We start from the raw sequence: 22,757 nt of genomic DNA on the forward strand, positions 1-22,757 counted from the left end.
CAGATGACCGCATTTGACCGCTTGCGCGATGGGGATTTTGCCATCGGCACCATGATCATGACCGACAGCATGCTGACTGCAGAAGTGGCGGCGCGATCAGGCTTCGATTTTTTATGTCTGGATCGTCAGCACGGCCTGATTGACGACGCGACCCTGTGGCAGCAGATGGCCGCCATCGGGCGCATTGGCAAGGCCTGCCCCTGGGTTCGGGTGCCCTGGAACACGATGGCGGACGCAATGCGGGCGCTGGATGGTGGCGCGGCTGGCATCATCGCGCCCATGGTCGGCAATCGCCAAGAGGCTGAGGCCCTGGTTCGGGCCTGCCGCTATCCCCCGATGGGAGAACGCAGTTGGGGCCCTGTCCGCGCAGGCATGGATGATGGGGTTGGCTATACCAAGGCGGCCAATGACACCCTGTTCGTGGCCGCCATGATTGAAACCAAAGACGGCTATGAGAATCTGGAAGAGATCGCCGCCACGCCGGGTCTGGATGCGTTGTTTGTGGGACCCAATGACCTGAGCCTGGCCATGGGCAATTGGCAACCGGCGATGCCGACCGATAAGGACTTTATCGCCGCCCTGACCCGCATTGCCGACATTGCCAAGGCCAATGGCAAGCTGGCGGGCATTCATTGTTCCGACGCCGCCATGGCGCGGGCCTGCCGCGCCTGGGGCTTCCGCTTTGTCACCATTGCCGCCGACATCGCCTTTCTGGGTCAGGCCGCCGCCGCCTGTGTCCAGGCTGCTCAGGAAAAGTAAGGACATAGATACTTGCACCACCGGAAGAGGGCTGGCAGTCTCTGGCCCGAAAAATTGTTCCAAGTTTAGGGAGAAACCACCAATGAAAACCCGTGCCGCTGTTGCCTTTCAGGCTGGAAAACCACTGAGCATTGAAGAGGTCGAACTGGAAGGACCGCGTGCAGGCGAGGTATTGGTGGAAATCAAGGCGACCGGCGTTTGCCACACGGACGAATTCACCCGCAGCGGGGACGACCCTGAAGGCGCATTTCCAGCGATTCTGGGCCATGAAGGGGCTGGTATCGTGGTCGATGTCGGACCGGGTGTGACCACCCTGAAGAAGGGCGATCATGTTATCCCCCTGTACACGCCGGAATGCCGTGTCTGCGAATACTGCCTGAACCCAAAGACAAATCTGTGTCAGGCGATCCGCACCACCCAGGGTCAGGGCCTGATGCCTGATGGCTCTTCTCGCTTCTCTCTGAATGGCGAGCCGATCCTGCATTATATGGGCACTTCGACCTTCGCCAATCACACGGTTGTGCCGGAAATCGCCCTGGCAAAAGTGCGGGAAGACGCCCCGTTTGATAAGATTTGCTACATCGGCTGTGGCGTGACGACTGGGATTGGTGCGGTTATCAACACGGCAAAGGTTGAGATCGGCTCAAATGTCGTGGTCTTTGGACTGGGCGGGATCGGCCTGAATGTCATTCAGGGTGCCCGGCTGGCGGGCGCAAATATGATTGTCGGGGTTGATTTGAACCCTGCGAAAAAGGAAATGGCAGAACGGTTTGGCATGACCCATTTCGTCAATCCGAAAGAGGTCGAAGGCGATCTGGTCCCCTATCTGGTGGATCTGACCAAGGGCGGCGCGGATTACAGTTTCGAATGCATCGGGCGCACCGACACAATGCGCCAGGCCCTGGAATGCTGTCACAAAGGCTGGGGCGAAAGCATCATCATTGGCGTTGCCGGTGCGGGTCAGGAAATCTCCACCCGTCCCTTCCAACTGGTGACGGGCAGATCCTGGCGCGGCACGGCCTTTGGCGGCGCCAGGGGTCGCACAGATGTGCCCAAAATCGTCGACTGGTACATGGATGGCAAAATCGACATCGACCCGATGATCACCCACACCATGCCCTTAAACGATATCAACAAGGCTTTTGACCTGATGCACAGTGGTGACAGCATCCGCTCTGTTGTTGTCTTTGACTGATAGGCAGGGGCGGATTCACTAGGTGTCTCAATCCGCCCCCCCTGAATCCACATCCGGAGGTCATCCCCCGACCAAGGTGGATTGTTTCATCAATCCGAATGCGCGCGCCGCTCAGGAAATGGCCGAAACGTTCATTGAGGCTTTGGAACAGGCTGGAATTGACGTCACCGTTCATTGGATGTCGTCCTGTGAACAGGCCCTGGACGATATTGCCAACCTGCCCGAAACCGACGCCATCCTGGTCGGTGGAGGCGATGGGACGGTCAGCGGGCTGCTGCCCGCCTTGCTGGAACGGCGCGAAACGATTGGTATCCTGCCGCTGGGCACCGCGAATGACTTTGCCCGTGGGGCCGGCATTCCAACCACGCCGCAAGCTGCCGCGAAGGTCATATCCGAAGGGCACCGCCTGTCTGTTGATACCGGACTGGTTGCGGACCGCCCCTTCCTGAATGTCGCAAGCCTTGGGATCAGTGTTGAAATCGCCAGCCTGCACGAAGATCGTGCCAAGAAACTGCTGGGCCGGTTCGCCTACCCCATTCGCTGGGCCGAAGCATGGCACAAGCATCGCCCCCTGAAACTGAAGATCACAACGGATGGCAAGAGCCGACGCGCGCGATGCTCTTTATTGGCTGTCGGATGCGGGCGTCACTATGGCGGCGGGCTGACCCTGGACGAACAGGCGCAATTGAACGATGGCATGCTGCACCTATATTATGTAGCACCGCGCAATGCCCTACATTGGCTGTGGTTTCTGCCTGGCCTGTGGCGTGGCACCTTGAAAGACGGGGACGGTGCCCATACTGGTACCGCCCGGAAAGTTACGATTGAAACCGCATCCGGGCGCGCCAAAAAAGTAAACGTTGATGGAGAGATCGTGGCGCGTACGCCGATTAACATTACAATTCGCCCTCAAAGTCTGACAATCTTTGCCCCTGCCGAACGGTCCAATTGATACCGCGAGGAACTCAAATGTCTCTACTAATCCCGCCGGAAATTGCTGCGATCAATGATGTGATAAAAGCGGCCAGAGATAGTGCTAGAGCCTGGTCGTGGGCCGCTGACATGGAGGGGGTCAGCGACGCAGCTGATATGCGCGCCAAGTCAAAGGCCAGAACGACACTTGCAGAGCAATTATGCGATCAGGTGCGTGATCTTGATGCGCAGCCCCCTGCGGAAAATACGCAGGGGGAAATAGAGGTGATTGAGACCCTCTGGTCGAACCTGCGCGCCAGTCTATCGGGCGATCCTGATTCTGCTGCTCAAGAACTTTGCAAATCTGCAGAAGACCGATTGTCGGCGGCGATCGATGCGGCTTTGGCGGAAGAAGCACTGCCTCCCGCCGCCGCCAGCACTATCAATCAATTCACACGTTAACCCCTAAGTGGTCGATTGAGATAGGGCCATCAGGGGGTTTTCGTCCTCCGCCTCAATCGTCGGGCTGGATTGCGAGTCCTCTATGCTTTGCAGCAGGAAAGCCTGCATCGCATTTCGACGCTCCATTTGTTGCTGATACAGCTGCTCCGTTTCTTCCAGATGCGCTCTCGCACTCGCCAACGCGCTTTGATAACTCTCATAAGTATCATGATGCGGATACCATCTATTCGCGAATTCGGTTTTATTTAGCATATTTGACGTGTTGTAATTGGAAACCTGCAGGTTTCCATATCGCGCCGACAGAGCTTTTTTCCCTTCATCCTGAAGGTAGGCAATTTTCGCCTCTCCGCTCAGGCCCATCGCATCGGCTTTTTTCGCAATATCTTGCAGGACACTGCCGCCGGCATGAGTCGCCACACTGCCATCCATATTGATGTAACCCAGAATTTCAGATCCTGTTGCGAATACCGTCCGAACGCCGGAAGGCGAGCCAGGATCATTCTGCTCCAGATTTTGCACATGCTGTCGCGCCCGTTCGACACTTTGCAGACTGCCTGGGATGTCACCTGTGTCTGACATTATCCTGCTTTGCAGTTCCAGCCATTTGTCAAAACTGGGGACGGCGGCACGGTATTGTTCGGCACTTAACTCATGTAACTCGACCGACTGCCCATCGGGCATTGTCATTGACACCGTCGTTGGTGTCTCAGGCATTGCATCAATACGTTCATAGAATGCTGCATATTGCGAGTCATACAGCTTTTTTAAATGCGGCCGCATTGTCGGATCAGAATACATCTTGGCACTGAAATCTATATCCATTGACTTTACTCCCTCATGATAACCCGCAATGGATCAGCAAAGTTTGTGCCAAAATACATTGGTTAAGTAATTCGCGCTAAAAAAACGAATATGGGAACAGAAAACCGGCTTGGCCTTGCAGATTTGGTTCGGCCCGGCCACATTCTAGACAGCGATACAAACAATCTCAGCCAGTCAGGAAAACGATGCCCTTAGAGACGCTTAATCAATGGAAATGCTTTGGTGGAACTCAATCTGTTTACGCGCATGACAGTAAGGCGACCGGGACGCGGATGGAATTTGCCGTATTTGAACCGGCAAAAAGCAGCGATGCCCCGAGCCCTGTTCTGTACTGGTTGTCAGGTCTGACCTGCAATTGGGAGAATTTTGTGACCAAGGCGGGCGCGCAGCGCTATGCCGCCGCCCATAACATCGTCATCGTCTGTCCTGATACCAGTCCGCGCGGAGATACCGTACCGGATGCCGCGGACGAGTATGATTTCGGCAAGGGTGCCGGATTTTACGTCAATGCGACCCAGCAACCCTGGTCGAAAAACTATCATATGTATGACTATGTGGTCGGCGAGCTTCCCACAGTGATTGAGCCACATCTCAGCAATCCGGTTTCGGCGCGCGGCATTTCCGGTCATTCCATGGGGGGCCATGGGGCATTGACCCTGGCCCTGAGAAATCCGGATCAGTACAGCAGTGTTTCCGCCTTTTCCCCCATTGTCGCCCCCAGCCAGGTTCCCTGGGGCGAGAAGGCACTTGGGCGATATCTGGGGGATGATCGCGCCACCTGGGCGGCCCATGACGCCTGTGCGTTGATCGCCCAACAGGGCTGGTCCGGTGACATATTGGTAGATCAGGGGGATGCTGATAATTTCCTGGAAAACCAGCTGCGGCCCCAGCTTCTGATAGAGGCCTGCCGGGATGCGAATGTACCCTTGGAGCTTCGCCTGCAGCCAGGTTACGATCACAGCTATTACTTCGTTGCCAGCTTCATCGGCGACCACATCGCCTGGCACGCGAAACGCCTTTCGGCCTGAGGAGAATGCGGAATGCCCCAAGACATCCTGGAACAGGCCGGAACGCCGGACCATCCCATCACGGTGGAGCGCGCGCCCGGTCGCGTGACGCTTTCCGCCAAAGGAACGAAACTGGCTGAAACCGCCGATGCCCTGATCCTGCGGGAGGGGCGGTATCCACCCACCTATTACATCCCGAAATCAGCCCTTCCAAAGGACCTGCTGGAACAAGCATCAAAGGTGACGCATTGTCCCTATAAAGGGGATGCGACCCATTGGAAGGCAACGTTGGCCGATGGTCAGGGTATTGATCCCATCGCCTGGAGTTATGAAAATCCAATCCAGGGTATGACATCCATCCAGGGATATCTGGGCTTCTACATCAGTGCTTTTGACGGAGTCTTTGACCCGCCCCCACAGTAAAGAAGCCTAATCGCCCAGCCCTTTGATTGAGGAAAGTAGATCGGACAGAGCCGCCTGAGCATCGGCGCTAAGTGTCTCTTGTGTGTCCTGACTATCCGTGTCCTGTGCGACAATAGCCGCTGACGCCCCTGTCTGGCGCTGGATTGCCGCCGCCAATTCCTCCATCTGGACCGGTTTGGATACGTAATCGGACATACCGCTATCAATATAATGTTCCCGTTGGCCTTCCAGCGCATTCGCCGTCAAGGCCACGATTGGGATATCGGCCCATCGTTCATCGCTGGCCCGAATCCATTGTGTTGCGGTCGGTCCATCCATAACAGGCATTTGCACATCCATGAAGACCAGGTCATAGGGAACCAGCCGTAAGGTATGCAGCGCTTCGGCTCCATTGGATACGGTATCTACATGATGACCCAGCTTCTGTAACATGGTGCCGATAACGATCTGGTTGACATGGTTGTCTTCCACCAGCAACAGACGCAGGCGACGGGTTTCATCCGATACGACCTGAACGGAATCCGACTCCAACGGAACAGATGCCGGGCCTGGCTTGCATTCCAATTCGAACCAGAATGTCGAACCGACGCCTTCCTGGCTGTCAAAACCAATCCGCCCGCCCATCAATTCAACCAATTGCTTACAGATCGCCAATCCAAGCCCGGTGCCACCATATTGCCGGGACGTGGAACTGTCCGCCTGGGTAAAGCTGTTAAACAGGCGCCCTTGCGCTTCTTCCTTGATGCCCACACCGCTGTCCTGGACTTCAAATCGAATATGAATGCTTTCTGCGTCTCCGGTCCCTTCTGATTGGGTCGCGACACGCAAAATCACCTCACCTTCCTTTGTGAATTTGATCGCATTACCCACCAGATTGAACAATATCTGCCGTATTCTGGTGGCATCCCCTAACAGGTTCTGAATTGCATCAGAATCCCCCTGCGTTACCAGCGATACTGATTTCTGCTCTGCCTGGGGGCGCAGCAATTGCACGACGCTTTGCAAGACATCGCCTAAGCGGAAGGCTTCCTGTTCGATCTCAATTTTCTTCGCCTCCAACTTGGAGAAATCCAGAATGTCGTTCAGGATGATCAACAAGTCGGATGCGGATTGACGGGCAATCTCGGTAAACCGGCGCTGTTCTTCCGTCATTTCGGTATCCAGCAACAGGCCCGTCATGCCCAGAATGCCATTCATCGGCGTGCGGATTTCATGGCTCATCGCCGCCAGGAACTCGGACTTGGCCCGGGTTGCCGCCTCTGCCTGATCACGGGCGACTGCGATGTCTTCCGTCATCGACACCAGTTCCGCACTTTGCCGTTCAAGGCGCTGCTGGGCGAGCTTTTGTTCTGCAACAATGCGCTGCAGCTCTAATTCAGCCTGTTTCCGATCCGTAATGTCCTGAAAAGTGCCATCAAAACCGATACAGGTTCCCGCCTCGTCAAATGCGAGGCGACCACGTTCCTGAACATGGCGCCATTCCCCGCTGGGCAATGTGATCTTGTATTCGTCTGCATAATCTTCCAGCGTCGCCGTTGCGGAAGCCGCCCGATTGCGAATTCGCTGGGCATCCCTTTCACTCACCAAGTTAGCCAGAGTGTCATAATCAACGACATTTTCACCCAGCGACTGAAGGCCAAACAAGGCGCAGGCCTGGTCGGACAGATGGGTGAAGCGTCCCTGTTCCAGGGAATAGGAGAAATCACCCAGCCGTGCCAAGGTCTGGGCCTCTTCGACGCGGGCGGAAGCCTGGGCCATTCGGGTCTCGCGCTCAACAACCTCAGTGACATCAATACGCAGGCCTACCACCCCCCCATCATCCAACGCGCGCTCCTCAACACGCGTGTAGGTGCCGTCTGCATTCTTCTGAATAAAGGAGCTTTGAGAAGATTTATGCGCTTCCAATCGCATTCTTATAAAATCTTCCCACTCTTCTCGTTCGATCTGGAACACGCCTGCTTCCAGACCATCCCACAACAAATCTTCATAACGGGCGCCAGGGACAAATTTATCGGAAACCAGTGGATGCATGGTTCGATATTGCGTATTGCACATCACCAATCGATCTTCAGAGTCGAAAATCACAAACCCTGCAGAAATCGATTCCACAGCTGTTTTCAGGACCATTTCCGCGCGCGCCTGAGCCACAAGCGCATTTTCCAGCTCTTTTTCCCGCTGCACCAGTTCAGTGACATCGACACGGAAACCGACAATTCCGCCATCGGGTGTGCGGCGCTCCTCAATACGCAACCACCGACCATCGTCCAGATTCTGCAAAACAGGCTCACCGGGATTCTGGTGCATCGCCAGTCGTTCCTGAACAAAAGCCTCTACAGAGGCGGGATCTGTGGCAATATTCGAATATTGGCCGTGTTGCGCGCCATACCGAATGATTTCCTCAAATGTATTGCCAATTTTTAACGCGGGCTTGGTCAGGGCATAAAAATCCGCGTATCGAGAATTGAACACTTGCAGGCGATCATCCGTGTCATACAGCATGAAACCCTCGCTTAAGGATTCCAGGGCGATACTCATTTGCTGCTCTGCTCGCTTTTGAGCACGCAGAGAGGATTGTGAGGTTGCCAATGCGGCCTCTGCATCCTGCTGTCGTTGTGCCGCGATGCCCGAAAGAACACTCATCCGATACACCAACACCGTCGCGGTCAGCCCGATCAATAGGATCAATTCCGGAAACCAGCTCATCAACCCACTGCGGGCGGCATGACCGACCGTGATACGCCAATCCCGATTAATCCGATCCAGCGGCATGGAAATTGTCAGCGGCGCACTTTCTTCTAGATCTGCGCCGAAATGAAATGCCTTTCCGGTATTGTCCTGCAGCAATATCGACAGATCATCCGAAAATGGGAGTTCCTGGTCATCGGTCAACAATGTCGGCAGGTCAAACACGCCAAAAGTCTGGCCGAAAAAAAGAACGCTTCGATTGGGCGGAGCAACAACCACAAATCCCAAATTTCCGGTTAACAGTTTGAAGAACCCTGAATAAGCCATCTTGCCAGTGCGCATGGCGTGTCGGAAACTCTCCCCAACCCTGGGTGACTCAAATACCGACATACCAATCGCCGCCGCATTTCCCCGAATGGGTTCAATCCACTTGATGATGCCATTCTGATCCGTGTGTTCAATCGACAGGATCCCTGGGAAATCCCGCACCAATTCACTAGCATCGCGTCGCCAGAAGGTTTCGAACTGGGGGGTGCTTGCGTTCCAGCGACCCGCCATACGCTCAATCCCATTGGCGCGGCGAATCACGATTCCGGACACCGCATCCGCAACGGCTTTCGCTTCAAGCTGTAACTCTCGCGATTCAGCGTCTTTCTGATTTTCCGTGGCCAACTGCCAGGCGATCAGGCTCAAAATCAGGCCAATCACAACGCTGGCGGCATTGCCTATTATGCGGCTTTGCATGCCTGAGACACGCAATGCCAGGTAAACATTACCCAGAACCGCTATTCCAAGGAAGATCAGGCTAGCGGATGTGAAAACGCCAACATCCGAATGTTGATCCAGCCGCGTCCCAGAATTAGTGCTGAAAATCCAGGCGGCGACACCACTGAATCCCGCAGGAACCAGAAAGACACTAACCGCACCACGAATAATAAGAGACAGGCGACCCGCAAAAAACGTGGCAATCACTGCGACGCACAGAAGAATGATGCACGCCGTCGTGATCAGCGACATGCGCTGTATCACGGGGACATTTTCAGTGGTCATTGAAGACACAAAAAAGCGATCATTTCCAATATTCTGCCGGAAAACGTCCTGCCCCAGCGCCAAGACACATATGATCAGAGCAAGAACTGTCAGGCCCGCGGCAAGCCACCGCCCCAGATACGCAGAGACCGCCCCACCGCGATACCAGCCCGGATTGAAGGGGAAATTCTGCAAAAGCAAAGCCAGCGACAAGCCGAACAGACTGACCGCTGTACCTGGATATGTTGGCGCGCTATCAATTGCACTGAAATATGCTTCCGGGTTGCGGAAGAACCACAGTCCAGACAAAATTAAACTTGAGACGGCAACAAGTCCGGCGGTTCCAATGGACAACGCCATTGCGCTCCACCAGCTTGCATTCGACCCGATAGAACTAGATTTTAAAACCGGCTTCAACAAAACAACTTTCTATCTGTGACCAACACGGTCTGGAACTCAGAATAGCTTCGCAGCGTAACCAGGAAACGCTAAAAAAGTGCTAACAAATTGGTCAGAAACATATGATCGCAACGTACATACAGTATGCTAAAGTCGAATGCGATAACAGTAGGTACTGATGATATGCGTCTTTCTTCAAGTCTGTTACCCCACGTGTTCGTTCGTCACTGTCACGTGATCATGATCTTGTGGGCGATTGGATTAGCCATTGGCCTGCCTTTTCGCAGCGGATATGCGGAATCGATTGCCAATGCCCCCTCGACCCTGGCGCGCACGGTGGTTGATGCCTCACAGTATCCTTGGAGCGCGGTTGGACGGGTCAATATCAGTGGCGTCAGTTCAAGGTCCCATTGCACAGGGTCATTGATCGGGGAGCGTATCGTCCTGACGGCCGCTCATTGCCTGTATTTTCGCCCGACAAAACGCTATGCCGCACCACAGCTTATTAACTTTGTTGCAGGCTATCAGCGCGAAAAATATGTTGCCCATTCAACAGCCATTCAGATCATCCCCTCCCCCAATTTTAATGGGGAGCTTTGGGCAGATCCATCCAATATGGAACACGACTGGGCGATCGTGATTCTAAAAGATCCAATTGGCCGCAAAGCCGGGTATCTGGGCTTTCAGGCCTTGGATGCAGAAACCCTGAAGCAGATGATCGATACAAAACAGTATTTCTCTTTGGCTGGCTATCCCAAGGACCGTGCCCATGTAATTTCCGTCGACAATGCCTGCCGTATCCTGGGATTCCTGGGGCATGGGGAATTATTAAGCCACAGTTGCGAGATTGTCAGCGGCGATTCCGGTGCACCCATCGCAATCCGCACAAAATCGGGCCTGCAGGTGATTGGCTTGAACAGTGCGACCAATGTCCCGCTGACAGACGGTACCGTCACAAATACCGCCGTGCCAATTTACACCATTCTGAATCTGGTGGAGCGCGCCATTCGCCATACGGAAATGAATGCGGTTTTTTCATCCGACAACAGCCGCGAAGGGCAGGGTCCGGTCGAATAATCAATGCCTGACGATTAACCGGTCACCCGCAGCCCGATTACCCAAAAACAGCCCAGGCCATGCGACAGGCCGTGATCAACAAAAACACGGCGAAGGCCCGGCGTAAAAGGGGTGGAGAGATGGTATGAGCCAGCTTTGCCCCCAGCGGTGCAAAAGCGATCGTTGAGGGCACGATAACCGCAAAGGCCAACAGATTTGCATAACCCAGGCTGAAAGGCGGCAGGCCAGGCTCTCCAAATCCACTGATGATGAAACCGATCACGCCGGGCAATGCGATCACCGGGCCCAGTGCGGCTGCGGTTCCCACGGCCCGTCGGATCGGCACATTAAACAGGCTGAGCGTGGGCACACCCAGCGTTCCCCCGCCAATCCCCATGACGACACTGAAACCCCCGATAAACATGCCGATTAAGGCGCGACCGGGCCAGGATGGTAAGGATTTTCTGAGGCACCATTCCTGCTTGCCCAGGCCCATATGCACGGCGACCAGCAAGGCGACGGAGGCGAAGATGATCTTCAGGGTTTCCCCACCGGCCCGAGTCCCGATGAAAATGCCAATTGCAACGCCCAGCACGACAAAGGCGCCCAGCTTCTTCAACAGGTCAACATCCACCCCGCCCCGTTTCCAGTGTGACTGGGCAGAAACCAGACCGGTCGGCACGATTGTCGCCAATGACGTCCCAACCGCCAAATGCATGCGCAAATCCTCCGGCACGCCAAAGGCAGGCAACAGCATATACAGGATGGGCACGATCACGATTCCACCGCCAACACCCAGCAATCCGGCCAGGGTACCCGCAAAGGCCCCCGTCGCCAGCAAGGCCAAGGCAAACGGCAATAAAAAGGCGAAATCGAATTCAATCGGCACAATCAGTATCCTTTCAAACCTACTTAAACCGGATGGCGGGCGGATATCCTGACCGCCAGACCAAAACAACACAGCCCGATCAGCGCCAAAGCGATCAAGGCCCATACGACCAAATCATAGCCGCCCCAACTCCAAATCAGACTACCCGCGCTGGGGCCCAATGCCGTCGCAGCAACAAAGGGCACCGCCACTGCGCCAGAAATGGCCCCGAACCCTGTGCGCCCCAGCAACTGCGCGGTTACAAGCGGGCGCAGAATACTAACAACGCCGTGGCTTGCCCCCTGCAACAGCACGAACAGATAGATCAGGATCGGAATTGCCGCCGCCAAACCCAGAAAAGTACCGCCGACCGCTATTGAGACGAAGATACAGCCGCATAATGCGATCACTCCGACCCATCGTTCCGTCAGCAACATGACAATGCGCCCAGCCACCTGCATCGGCCCCAACAGAGATATCGCAAAGACTGCTGATGCCAGTGAGATGCCGCGCTCATCCAACAAGGGCAATAAATGCGTAACGACAATGGCGTGGTTGAGGCCCAGAAGCGCAAAACTGCCAGCCAGCAACCAGTATACAGGGCGTGACAATGTCTGGCGCAACGCTGATTTGCGCAGGGCCTCCCAATTCTGGCCGGGTCCATTCACAAGATGATCAAGCGCAGTATCTCCAGTCCTCAGTTGTGTGCCGTACCAGAACAGGGGCACCGCAATACCCAGAATCAGAACAGCCATCGTGCCACTCGCTGCCTGCCAACTGACGGAAACTGCAATCCAGTTACACAGCGGGAAAGAGACCGTTCCTGCAAACCCTGCCATCAGGGTGATCATCGTAATCGCACCTCTGGCTTCGGCCCCACGACGATGGGTTAAAAAGGCGAAACAGGGCTCGTACAGGCATCCCCCCATGGCGATACCGATACCGATCCAAATAACAAAAAATACGGGATAGGACTCAACCTGGGTCAACAGCAACAGCAACACACCGCCCAAAGCCGCACACCCTGTCAGAATCCAGCGCCCTGCATCCTGATCAATCAATCCCCCGATCTTTGGCGCAACCACCGCAGAAACCAGCAAGGCACAGGTTGCCGCCAGGGTCAGCTCCGTCTTGGACCACCCCAGATCGGATTCCCAATGCACCAACAGGGCCGGGAAAAGATAATACATCCCTGCCCAAACCAAGGTTTCGGCAATCCCAAGGCACCATATCCGACTGTCCAGATAGATCGCGCGGCTCATGGAAAAGGGTTAGACCCCAATGCCTGTTCCCCGTCAATCACTCACACGGACAAGATCATTCGAATTCCAGGATCATCTGATCCACCGCAAGGCCATCCCCCTGGGCAGCGTGGGCGGTCTTGACCGTGCCATTGCTGACGGCGCGCAGAACATTTTCCATCTTCATCGCCTCAACAACCGCCAGTTCCTGTCCGGCCTCCACCGCATCACCGGGTGAGACACTGAGCCGCACCAACAGGCCCGGCATGGGGGACAGCAGGAATTTCGACATGTCTGGCGGCGGCTTGTAGGGCATCAACCGGCGCAGACCGGCATGGCGGGCTTCCAGCACCAGCGCCCGAATGCGCGCACCATCATGGCTCAATACAAACCCAGCGCCGTCCCGATCCACCTGGAACAGACGCAATTCATCATCCACCGTGGCACGGAAAATAATCATGCCCGGCCGCCACCCGCTTTCAATGAACAGGGTTCGGTCTCCCAGGGTCAGGCGATCGCCATCCTCTCCCCGTTCCAGATGCAGGGAGATTTCCTGCGCATCCTTATCGCCCAGAAATACTGTGTAATCCGATGGCAGGTCCGGCGCGCGGCCCTGTTCCTGGCCAGAAATGCGCCGCTCCCGCTGTTCAATCCGGTCCTGAATGACCGCTGCAATCGCCGCGAACAGGTCTGAATCATCCGGCTTCAGATGTGCCTCTGTCAGGCCGTCTGGATATTCTTCCGCAATAAAATTGGTGGTGATCTGACCCTCTGCAAAGCGGGGATGCTTCGCCAGATTGGCCAGGAAGGGCATGTTATGGCTCAGGCCGCGCACGACATAGCCATCAATCGCCCGGCGCATTTCCGCGATGGCCGATGCCCGGTCCTTGCCCCCGACAACCAGTTTGGAGATCATCGGGTCATAGAACATGGAGATTTCAGCGCCATCATAGCAACCGCTATCGACCCGCACCTTTCCTTCCACCGCCTGTGGCTCAATATAGCGGCTCAGGCGGCCTGTCGAAGGCAGGAAGCCACGCTCTGCATCTTCTGCATATAGCCGGGCCTCAATCGCCCAGCCGGTCAGTGTGATGTCAGACTGCTTCATCGGCAGCTTCTCGCCATAGGCAACGCGGATCATCCATTCAACCAGATCATAGCCGGTAACCAGTTCCGTGACCGGATGTTCCACCTGCAGGCGGGTGTTCATTTCCAGGAAATAGAAATTGCGATCCTTATCGACGATGAATTCCACCGTCCCGGCGGTGCGATATTTCACCTGTTGGGCCAGCGCGACCGCCTGTTCGCCCATCGCCTTGCGGGTTGCCTCATCCAGGAACGGGGATGGGGCTTCTTCGATCACCTTCTGATGGCGTCGCTGGATGGAACATTCCCGCTCCCCCAGATACAGGCAGGTCCCGTGACCGTCGGCCAGAACCTGAATCTCGATATGGCGGGGTTCTTCAATGAATTTTTCAATGAAGACACGGTCGTCGCCAAAGCTGCTGCGCCCTTCATTCATGGCCGATACCAGACCCTCCCGGGCCTCTTTATCATTCCAGGCCAGGCGCATGCCCTTACCGCCACCACCGGCAGACGCCTTCAGCATCACCGGATAGCCGATGTCGTTAGAAATCCGCACCGCCTCTTCGGGGTCGGTAATCGCCTCCAGGAATCCCGGCACAGTGCTGACGCCCGCGGCCAAAGCCAGCTTCTTGGATTCGATCTTGTCGCCCATCGCCTCAATCGCGCCGACCGGCGGGCCGATGAAGGCAATGCCCTCTTTCTCCAGCCGCTCTGCAAAGCGCTTGTTTTCCGACAGGAAGCCATAGCCAGGATGCACAGCCTCTGCGCCCGTCTCCTTACAGGCCTTAACGATGTTATCGATCACCAGATAGCTTTCAGAAGACGCCGCCGGTCCGACCAGCACCGCTTCGCCACCCAGCGCCAGGGCCGTCTTCACATGCAGCGCCTGCGCATCCGCCTCAGAATACACCGCGACCGGCACGATCCCCATCTTATGGGCCGTGCGCATCACCCGACAGGCAATTTCCCCGCGATTGGCAATTAGGATTTTCTTAAACATGTTAACCAACACCCCGTTTTGTTAAACCTTTGGGCTGCCTCTGTGCCCGTCCCCCATCCTTCGAGACGCGGCGTTGCCGCTCCTCAGGATGAGGGATTTACTATTGTGAACCCTCAGTTCTCTCCACCATCATCATTCTCATCCTGAGGAGAAACTCCTGCGTCGTATCAAAAGAGAGAGCGACTACCCTTTTTTTACTGCGGCTCCTTAGGATGAGGGGACCACAGTTATTCAACCTCACTTTTCTCCACCATCACACTTCTCATCCTGAGGAGACGCGTCAGCGTCGTCTCGAAGGAGGGCCCGCGAGGCACCTCGTTTTCCCAAAGCACTTATCCTCTTCCAATCCCCAGAAACCAACGCTTCCTTCTTGGCCCGAGACCACCCTTTTAACTGCTGCTCTGAAGCTATCGCATCTTCAACACGCACAAACCGCTCACTAAAGACAAGGGCAACAGGGCGTCTTGATGTTGTATATCCGGGATAGGCACCCTGCTGATGCTCTTGTACGCGCCGATCCAAAGACCCGCGAGCCGATCCGACATAGTAACTTCCATCTGAGCATCGGAGCATATAGACCCAGAAATCCAACTTGCCTCACTTTCCTGCCATCCCCCATCCTTCGAGACGCGGCGTTGCCGCTCCTCAGGATGAGGGATTTACTATTGTGCACTCTCAATTCTCTCCACCATCACGACTCTCATCCTAAAGAGAGGCGTCGTCTCGAAGGAAGGCCCGTGATCATCCGTTCAACCTGCGACCCTCACGACGCGGGATTTACCAATGCGCACTCTCAACTTTCTCCACCATCACACTTCTCATCCTGAGGAGACGCGTCAGCGTCGTCTCGAAGGAAGGCCCGTGATCATCCGTTCAACTTGCGGCCCTCACGACGCGGGATTTACCAATGTGCACTCTCAACTTTCTCCACCATCACGACTCTCATCCTGAGGAGACGCGTCAGCGTCGTCTCGAAGGAGGGCTTACAGCGGAATATTGCCGTGCTTTTTCCACGGGTTCTTGATGTCTTTCGTGCGCAGCATGCTGAGCGCGCGGGAGATGCGGCGGCGTGTGCTGTGGGGCATGATGACGTCATCGATGAAACCGTGCTGGCCCGCCACGAAGGGATTTGCGAATTTATCGCGGTATTCCGCTTCCTTTTCCGCCAATTTCGCGGGATCATCACGATCCCCGCGGAAGATAATTTCCACCGCGCCCTTTGGGCCCATGACGGCGATTTCCGCTGACGGCCAGGCATAATTCACATCGCCCCGCAGATGCTTGGACGACATCACATCATAGGCCCCGCCATAGGCCTTGCGGGTGATCACGGTGACCTTGGGCACCGTTGCTTCGGCGTAGGCATAGAGCAGCTTCGCGCCGTGTTTAATGATGCCGCCATATTCCTGGGCCGTGCCGGGCAGGAAGCCTGGCACATCGACCAGGGTCACGATGGGAATGTTAAAGGCATCGCAGAAGCGCACGAAACGACCCGCCTTGATGGAACTGGCAATGTCCAGACAGCCCGCCAGAACCATGGGCTGATTGGCGACGATGCCGACCGGGTGGCCTTCGATCCGCGCAAAGCCAACTACGATGTTGCCTGCATTATTGGGCTGGATTTCAAAGAAATCTTCCTCATCAGCGATCTTGTGTATCAATTCCTTGATATCATACGGCTTGTTGGGATTGGGCGGGACCAATGTGTCCAGCGACATGTCCAGCCGGTCATGGGGATCGTCGGTCGGGCGGTGTGGCGGCTGTTCCTTATTATTCAACGGCAGGAAGCCCAGGAAGCGGCGCAGTTGCAGCAGTGCCTCCACATCATTTTCGAAGGCCAGGTCGGCAACGCCCGATTTGCTGGTATGGCTTGTCGCCCCGCCCAATTCTTCAGCGGTCACGGTCTCATTGGTGACGGTTTTCACCACTTCCGGCCCGGTGACAAACATGTATGAGGAGTCTTTGACCATGAAGATAAAGTCGGTCATAGCGGGTGAATAGACCGCGCCCCCGGCACAGGGGCCCATGATCATGGAAATCTGCGGCACCACGCCGGACGCCATCACATTGCGCTGAAACACATCGGCATAGCCCGCCAGAGAGGCAACGCCTTCCTGAATGCGCGCGCCGCCGGAATCGTTGAGGCCGATCACCGGGACACCGACCTTCATCGCTTGATCCATGATTTTACAGATCTTGCGGGCATGGGCAGCGGACAGGGACCCACCGAACACGGTGAAATCCTGAGAAAAGACGAAAACCCGCCGACCATTGACCAGCCCATGGCCGGTGACAACGCCATCGCCGCGGATTTTCTGATCCTGCATCCCGAAATCGGTACAATCATGTTCGACAAACATGTCCCATTCTTCAAAAGAGCCTGGATCCAGCAGCAGATCCAGCCGCTCCCGCGCGGTCAGCTTTCCCTTGCTGTGCTGGGCTTCAATTCGCTTGGCACCGCCGCCTTGCCGCGCATCTTCGCGCATATCTTCAAGGCGTTGAAGAATATCTTGCATGGGCTTCCCCCTGTTTTTAAACCTTGGCGTCCGTTTTAGCGCGTCATTTTCTGCTTTACCAGCGACGAAAAGACCCAGCCAGGTGGAATGCTTAAGGTGGGTCGATTAACTGAATCTGTATCCAGCGCCGGATCTGATCAAAGCTGGGGTCCCGCACGCCGTCGCGCCAGACCAGCCACCAGCCATATTCTTCCCGCACCACTTCCGGACCAACAGGCACCAGCGTCCCCGCCAGTATCATCTCATCCACCAGGGGTCGCCAGCCCAGGCCAACGCCATTTCCCACCAGAATTTCCCGGATGACCAATGGATAATTGTTCAGTCTAATGTTTGCAGGCGGGGGTGTGCGATGGACCCCGGCCAAACGGAACCACACAGCCCAGCTCATCCAGGGGCGGTCCCCTTCGTCCATATGGATCAGGCGTTCCGTCATCAGGTCTTCCGGGGTAGCCCCCAGAAGCTCCGGGCGTTGCGCCGCCAGTCCGGCACTGATCAATGGCAGCACGGTTTCCGGGCGCAGCAGCACGCCTTCCATACCCGGCCAATCGCCCCGCCCATGGCGCACCGCAACGTCAAAATCGGTCCGGTCAAAATCAGTCGAACTGTCAACAATCGCCAGGTTGATCGTGCGCCCCCCCAGATCCGCGCGCAAATCATTCAGGCGCGGCATCAGCCATTCCTGCCCAAAGCCTGAATGCGTTGCAAAGGTCAGGGACCGCACTTCATCCTGTCGGCGCAATGCTTCCACGACCTGGGCGATATCCCCGAACCCGGTATTGACGGCATGCCACAGTCGAAGACCCGCCTCTGTCAGGGCGATGCGGTTATGACTGCGCACAAATAGCGGCCTACCCAATGAGTCTTCAAGCCCGCGAATATGACGGGTGACCGCAGGCTGGCTGATCCTTAACTCTTCTGCTGCCTTGGTAAATCCACCCAGACGCCCGGCGGCCTCAAAGACCGCCAGCGCATTCAACGAAGGCAGGCTGTGTCGAATTTCTTTCATAACTTTATGTTATGATAGGCATTGCCATTTTATGGGTTTTTTTGCGACACGAATTATTGAATTTTCCACCACAGTAGATAATGGCGAAAGGGCGTACCGTGGCTGGTTTTCAAATGAACTGGGAGTCCGGGTTTCTGGAATTGCACCATCAGGGTCAGGTCATCCCCCTGACAGCAGAATGGCTGCGGCAATTGAGCGATGCGCCAGACCAGATTGATCACAACAGCTATCAGCGTTTCTATGATCCAACCCAATTGCCCATCGACCTGGCAATTGTGGAGGCGGTGGCGAATGACCAGGGTGTCGACCTTCTGTTTTCCGATGGTCACCGGCATTTCTACCCGCTGGAGCGGATGATGATAGAGGCCGGGTTACAGACCCATCCTGACGACCTGCCGCAACCGACCCCCTGGACCATAGACACACTAGTGCCGCCAACCCTGCACTGGGAAAACCGCCATGACTCCTGGACCCGGCTTCAGGTTCTGGATGGATTCTTCAAATATGGATTTGCCCTGTTGCGCGACACGCCCAGCACGGAAGACAGCCTGTTGGATATCGCGCAGGTCTTTGGCCCCATCCGCGAAACCAATTGGGGGCGGCTGTTCAATGTCCGAACTGAAGCCGTGGCAACGGATCTGGCCTATACCGGGCTGGCGCTGACCGCCCACACGGACAACCCCTATCGCCGGTCAGTGCCGGGGATTCAGTTCCTGCACTGTCTGGCCAATGACGCCACGGGCGGTGAAAGTACGATTGTCGATGGATTGTCGATCTGCACCGCGCTGAAACAAGAATCGCCTGCGGAATATGATGTTCTAAGCAGCCTGCCGATTTCATTCCGATATCTGTCCAAGGATGTGAATGACCGGGAGACTGCGCCGATGATCCGATTGGATTCGTTTGGCAATCTGCGCCAATTGCGCCTGTCGACCCGCCTGGATTTCGCCCCTGCCGTTGACCCGGAAACTCTGAAAACCTTTTATGCAGGGCGTCGGCATCTGGCCCGTCTTGCGGCGGAACCCCGCTTCGTCTTTTCCTTCAAGTTAAAGAAGGGGGATTGCCTGATGATGGACAATCACCGCACCCTGCATGGCAGGACAGCCTTTGCCGAAGACGGATTTCGCTTTCTTCAGGGCTGCTATATCGACCATGATGGGCCCGAGAGCCAATATCGCACGTTAAGCCGTCATCTAAGGCAGGCACAGGACGCCCAGACGGCCGCTGCATAATCCCGACAAACGGGATCGATTGTAATTTGAGGAGAAGAGTGATGAGCACGGTTTCCTTCACCCGCATGAGAGATGGCACCCAAGCCGATTATGATCTGCTGCATCATTATGAGCAGGAATTCATCAATGGCCTGGCTGATCGCGTGCTGGACCATTTGAAAATGCTGGACGGGTCCCTGGGCGGCTATCAGATCAGCCGCTTTGAACATTCTCTGCAATCAGCGACACGGGCCCAAGCCGATGGCGCGGATATTGATTGGATCGTCACGGCGCTGCTGCACGATATGGGCGACACGCTGTCCCCGATGAACCATGATTCCATGGCTGCTGCTGTCCTGGCCCCCTATGTCCGGGAAGAATGCACCTGGGTCCTGAAACACCATGGCATTTTTCAGTTGAAATATTATGGGGCCAAGATCGGCGCCGACCCGGAAAGCCGCGCCAAATATATCGATGATCCGAATTATGAATCCTGTGTGACTTTTTGTGAGCGCTGGGACGAAAACTGCTTTGATCCCGGCTATAAAAGTGCACCGCTGTCACATTTTGAACCCATGGTGCGTCAGGTTTTCGCCCGTAAGGCTTGGGATCCGACTGTTCTGCTGCCAGGGGTTCAGGTGCCGATGATAGTTGAAAGCGCGAAGGTCGCCGCCTCAGCCTAGAGCATCATGCGCTCGCATAAGCGCAGGCAGGATACTCTAACCACTTGTTTTTTAATAAAATACGTCGTCACAAATGATTCAGTTTGTTCGGGGTTTGCTCTAAGCGAAGCAATTCGATGAAATGCTGCGCGGATGTCACTTCGCGCAATAATCGCTGATGCCGTTTTTCCGCCTCTTCATCCGTGCCCCATAACTCAGCCTGGAATGTCTCATCCACACGCGAGATCGCAAGGGCCTCCGGGGCTGTCAGGCGTCCCTCCACCACGGCAAGCGCCAGAAGGAAGGATCCATAGGCCGTGGTCATGACATGCAACGCTGTCAGGGTATGGGGATCAAAAGCCAGAGCGACTGCGGTGAACCGTGCCTTGTTCTCAGCAGGTTGTTCAACCGGCATGATCCCTGTCGTAACTGAAAAAGTGACATCATAGCGGGTCCTGGCCCAATCCAGGAGCGGATCCCACGCGTCTGCCTGACGCTGCGCCAGTTCGATTGGTTGATCGGCGCGGTAACACAGCAAGTCCGACGCCGCAAAACCCGACGCTTCCGCCGCAACGGCCTCCATTGCTCCGGAAACCCGATCAATCGCGGTGGAAGCAAAAGACATCAAGGGCATTGTATCAGGGATGATTTTATCCCCCTGAGCATTCCATTCCGCCGCCACGGCTTCCCCAAGAGCCAAACCTGGCAAAACAAGCGGTGCGCGGGCCGGCGTGCGCACGGGGCGACCATCCAAATTAACCATGTACCCGCTTTCCGTTTGCACGGTCGCAGCAGATTTATAAAATCGCTTCATATTTACTCCAAATCTTTGGGTTTTCTTAAACTTTATCCCATATGGTCAGATTATTGAGTTTTGGTCTTACAGATGAAATCGCTTGTGTGCATGCCAGATAGGTGCGCCTAAGTAAACGGTATAGGATTTTATAGGGTGATAGGATTTGGATCAATGCGAGGGCGATTGCTCTCAATTGTTGCTTTGGTTTTGGCAGTGGCGTTTATCGGCACAACAGCGACCAGTTATCACGTAACCCGGGATGCCCTGAAACAGAGCGTTGTAGAGACAGAGCTGCCGCTGACGGGCGATACGATCTATTCTGAAATTCAGGCCGACCTGGTCCAGCCGATCTTTATTTCCTCGCAAATGGCCAATGACACTTTTTTGCGGGATTGGATTTTGTCCGGCGAGACAGACCCCGAGGCTGTTACACGCTATCTGGAGTCGGTGCGGTCGAAATATGGATTTTTCACTGCTTTTTTCGTTTCTGAATTTTCCAGGCACTATTACCACTTTAGTGGCGTTACCAAAGCAGTCGATGAAAACGATCCCCGCGATGAATGGTTCTTTCGGGTACGGGGGATGACATCGGATTATGAAATCAACGTCGACCCCAATCAACAGCAAGACGACAAAACCACAATCTTCATTAATTATCGTGTTTATGACTACCAGAACCGTTTCATTGGTGTGACCGGTGTCGGCATGGATCTGGACACGATGGGGCAGATTATTAACCGCTATCGCAGTGATTTCAGCCGCACCGTCTATTTCATTGATCAAACCGGCAATGTCACACTGCATCCCAATCGAGAGATCAGCTATAAAAAGAGCATCACCGCCATTCCGGGCATAAGCGACATTGCCAATACCATCCTGAAAAATCCTGGAGAAAACTTTGAGTTTCAGCGGGACGACGAAACAATTTTGCTGAACACGCGCTATATTCCAGAGCTTGAATGGATCCTGATGGTGGAACAAAGCGAGTCGGACGCCACAAAAGCGGCGGGGCGCGGCATCACCTTAAATGTCATTATTGGCCTGGTTGCGATTCTTGTAACGGGGCTGGCCATATTCCTGGCGATTGCGCGGTTCCAAAACCGATTGGAAGAAATGGCGACGACAGACCCCCTGACGGGGCTGAACAATCGCCAGGTTTTTGACATTGCCTTGCGCCACGCCGTCGAACGAGCCAAACGGACTAAACAGCCGCTGTCAATTATCATTATCGACCTGGATCATTTTAAACTGATCAATGATCGCCACGGGCATCTGACCGGGGATGAGGTGCTGAAGTCTTCTGCAAACCTGCTGAAAGCCTCCGTCCGCACATCGGATATCCTGGCCCGATGGGGGGGTGAGGAATTTGTACTCCTAATGGAAAACTGCTCTCAGGAAGCCGCCCTTGAAGCCGCCGATTCACTGCGCCGGAAACTCAGCGAAAGCACACCCGTCAACACCTTGAAGGCCCTGAAACAAACAGCCAGCTTCGGTGTTGCCACATTGTCTGGAAACGAACAGCCAGAGGCATTGGTGGATCGTGCAGATCGGGCGCTGTACAAGGCCAAGCATGATGGGCGTAACTGCGTTCGTGCAGCCACGCCCACCCCAAACTAACCAGA

19 protein-coding genes are annotated in these 22,757 nt (G+C 55.3%); 10 read left to right on the forward strand and 9 right to left on the reverse strand.

The features are described from left to right. Positions 1-3: 3 nt before the first annotated feature. The 4 genes from ACOSDM_RS13585 (at position 4) to ACOSDM_RS13600 (ending at position 3,328) form a co-directional block, all read left to right on the forward strand. The gene (locus ACOSDM_RS13585) at positions 4-759 is read left to right on the forward strand and encodes an HpcH/HpaI aldolase family protein (RefSeq protein ID WP_420725080.1); all 756 of its coding nucleotides are present in this window, start codon (positions 4-6) and stop codon (positions 757-759) included. 82 nt (positions 760-841) lie between these two features. Then, positions 842-1,954: an S-(hydroxymethyl)glutathione dehydrogenase/class III alcohol dehydrogenase gene (locus tag ACOSDM_RS13590; RefSeq protein ID WP_420725081.1), complete on the forward strand. Its 1,113-nt coding sequence runs from the start codon at positions 842-844 to the stop codon at positions 1,952-1,954. 22 nt (positions 1,955-1,976) lie between these two features. Then, complete coding sequence (locus ACOSDM_RS13595) at positions 1,977-2,906, forward strand: diacylglycerol/lipid kinase family protein (protein ID WP_420725082.1); 930 nt, start codon at positions 1,977-1,979, stop codon at positions 2,904-2,906. Positions 2,907-2,923: 17 nt separating this feature from the next. Continuing rightward, positions 2,924-3,328: a hypothetical protein gene (locus ACOSDM_RS13600; RefSeq protein ID WP_420725083.1), complete on the forward strand. Its 405-nt coding sequence runs from the start codon at positions 2,924-2,926 to the stop codon at positions 3,326-3,328. A gap of 3 nt (positions 3,329-3,331) precedes the next feature. Here the strand turns inward: ACOSDM_RS13600 and ACOSDM_RS13605 are convergent, their stop codons facing one another. Next, positions 3,332-4,150, reverse strand: a complete 819-nt coding sequence (locus tag ACOSDM_RS13605) for a hypothetical protein (RefSeq protein ID WP_420725084.1) — start codon at positions 4,148-4,150, stop codon at positions 3,332-3,334. Between the two features lie 185 nt (positions 4,151-4,335). Between ACOSDM_RS13605 and fghA the strand changes: the two genes are divergently transcribed. Further along, the gene (gene fghA, locus ACOSDM_RS13610; RefSeq protein ID WP_420725085.1) at positions 4,336-5,178 is read left to right on the forward strand and encodes an S-formylglutathione hydrolase; all 843 of its coding nucleotides are present in this window, start codon (positions 4,336-4,338) and stop codon (positions 5,176-5,178) included. 12 nt (positions 5,179-5,190) lie between these two features. Next, positions 5,191-5,580: a DUF427 domain-containing protein gene (locus ACOSDM_RS13615; protein WP_420725086.1), complete on the forward strand. Its 390-nt coding sequence runs from the start codon at positions 5,191-5,193 to the stop codon at positions 5,578-5,580. A 6-nt stretch (positions 5,581-5,586) separates the two neighbouring features. Here the strand turns inward: ACOSDM_RS13615 and ACOSDM_RS13620 are convergent, their stop codons facing one another. Continuing rightward, the gene (locus tag ACOSDM_RS13620; protein WP_420725087.1) at positions 5,587-9,654 is read right to left on the reverse strand and encodes a PAS-domain containing protein; all 4,068 of its coding nucleotides are present in this window, start codon (positions 9,652-9,654) and stop codon (positions 5,587-5,589) included. Positions 9,655-9,933: 279 nt separating this feature from the next. Here ACOSDM_RS13620 and ACOSDM_RS13625 point away from each other — a divergent pair, with 279 nt between their 5' ends. Continuing rightward, entirely contained in the window at positions 9,934-10,770 is an 837-nt protein-coding gene (locus tag ACOSDM_RS13625) for a trypsin-like serine peptidase (RefSeq protein WP_420725088.1), read from the forward strand. 37 nt (positions 10,771-10,807) lie between these two features. Here ACOSDM_RS13625 and ACOSDM_RS13630 read toward each other — a convergent pair whose 3' ends face one another. From ACOSDM_RS13630 to ACOSDM_RS13655, 6 genes are all read right to left on the reverse strand, one after another. Further along, positions 10,808-11,638, reverse strand: a complete 831-nt coding sequence (locus ACOSDM_RS13630; RefSeq protein ID WP_420725089.1) for a sulfite exporter TauE/SafE family protein — start codon at positions 11,636-11,638, stop codon at positions 10,808-10,810. A gap of 23 nt (positions 11,639-11,661) precedes the next feature. After that, positions 11,662-12,879 (reverse strand): MFS transporter, encoded by a 1,218-nt coding sequence (locus tag ACOSDM_RS13635; protein ID WP_420725090.1) that lies wholly within the window; start codon positions 12,877-12,879, stop codon positions 11,662-11,664. Positions 12,880-12,934: 55 nt separating this feature from the next. Continuing rightward, entirely contained in the window at positions 12,935-14,944 is a 2,010-nt protein-coding gene (locus tag ACOSDM_RS13640) for a biotin carboxylase N-terminal domain-containing protein (protein WP_420725091.1), read from the reverse strand. A 237-nt stretch (positions 14,945-15,181) separates the two neighbouring features. Beyond that, positions 15,182-15,517, reverse strand: coding sequence for a GIY-YIG nuclease family protein (locus tag ACOSDM_RS13645; protein ID WP_420725254.1), 336 nt, complete (start codon positions 15,515-15,517; stop codon positions 15,182-15,184). A 410-nt stretch (positions 15,518-15,927) separates the two neighbouring features. Then, entirely contained in the window at positions 15,928-17,460 is a 1,533-nt protein-coding gene (locus ACOSDM_RS13650; protein WP_420725092.1) for an acyl-CoA carboxylase subunit beta, read from the reverse strand. A 91-nt stretch (positions 17,461-17,551) separates the two neighbouring features. Continuing rightward, positions 17,552-18,466 (reverse strand): LysR family transcriptional regulator, encoded by a 915-nt coding sequence (locus ACOSDM_RS13655; RefSeq protein ID WP_420725093.1) that lies wholly within the window; start codon positions 18,464-18,466, stop codon positions 17,552-17,554. Positions 18,467-18,564: 98 nt separating this feature from the next. On the opposite strand from ACOSDM_RS13655, the gene ACOSDM_RS13660 reads away from it, so the two are divergent. Together ACOSDM_RS13660 and ACOSDM_RS13665 are read left to right on the forward strand one after the other, a co-directional pair. Beyond that, the gene (locus ACOSDM_RS13660; RefSeq protein WP_420725094.1) at positions 18,565-19,698 is read left to right on the forward strand and encodes a TauD/TfdA family dioxygenase; all 1,134 of its coding nucleotides are present in this window, start codon (positions 18,565-18,567) and stop codon (positions 19,696-19,698) included. A 41-nt stretch (positions 19,699-19,739) separates the two neighbouring features. Beyond that, on the forward strand, positions 19,740-20,360 hold the full coding sequence (locus ACOSDM_RS13665; protein ID WP_420725095.1) for an HD domain-containing protein: 621 nt from the start codon (positions 19,740-19,742) through the stop codon (positions 20,358-20,360). Positions 20,361-20,427: 67 nt separating this feature from the next. On the opposite strand, the gene ACOSDM_RS13670 is transcribed toward ACOSDM_RS13665, so the two are convergent. Further along, a complete protein-coding gene (locus tag ACOSDM_RS13670; protein WP_420725096.1) occupies positions 20,428-21,153 on the reverse strand; it encodes an ATP12 family chaperone protein in 726 nt (241 codons plus the stop codon). A gap of 153 nt (positions 21,154-21,306) precedes the next feature. On the opposite strand from ACOSDM_RS13670, the gene ACOSDM_RS13675 reads away from it, so the two are divergent. Continuing rightward, a complete protein-coding gene (locus ACOSDM_RS13675) occupies positions 21,307-22,752 on the forward strand; it encodes a sensor domain-containing diguanylate cyclase (RefSeq protein WP_420725097.1) in 1,446 nt (481 codons plus the stop codon). Positions 22,753-22,757: the final 5 nt, after the last annotated feature.

Source organism: Hwanghaeella sp. LZ110 (genome assembly GCF_048892525.1).
In the GTDB taxonomy this organism is placed as follows: domain Bacteria; phylum Pseudomonadota; class Alphaproteobacteria; order UBA8366; family Aestuariispiraceae; genus Pacificispira.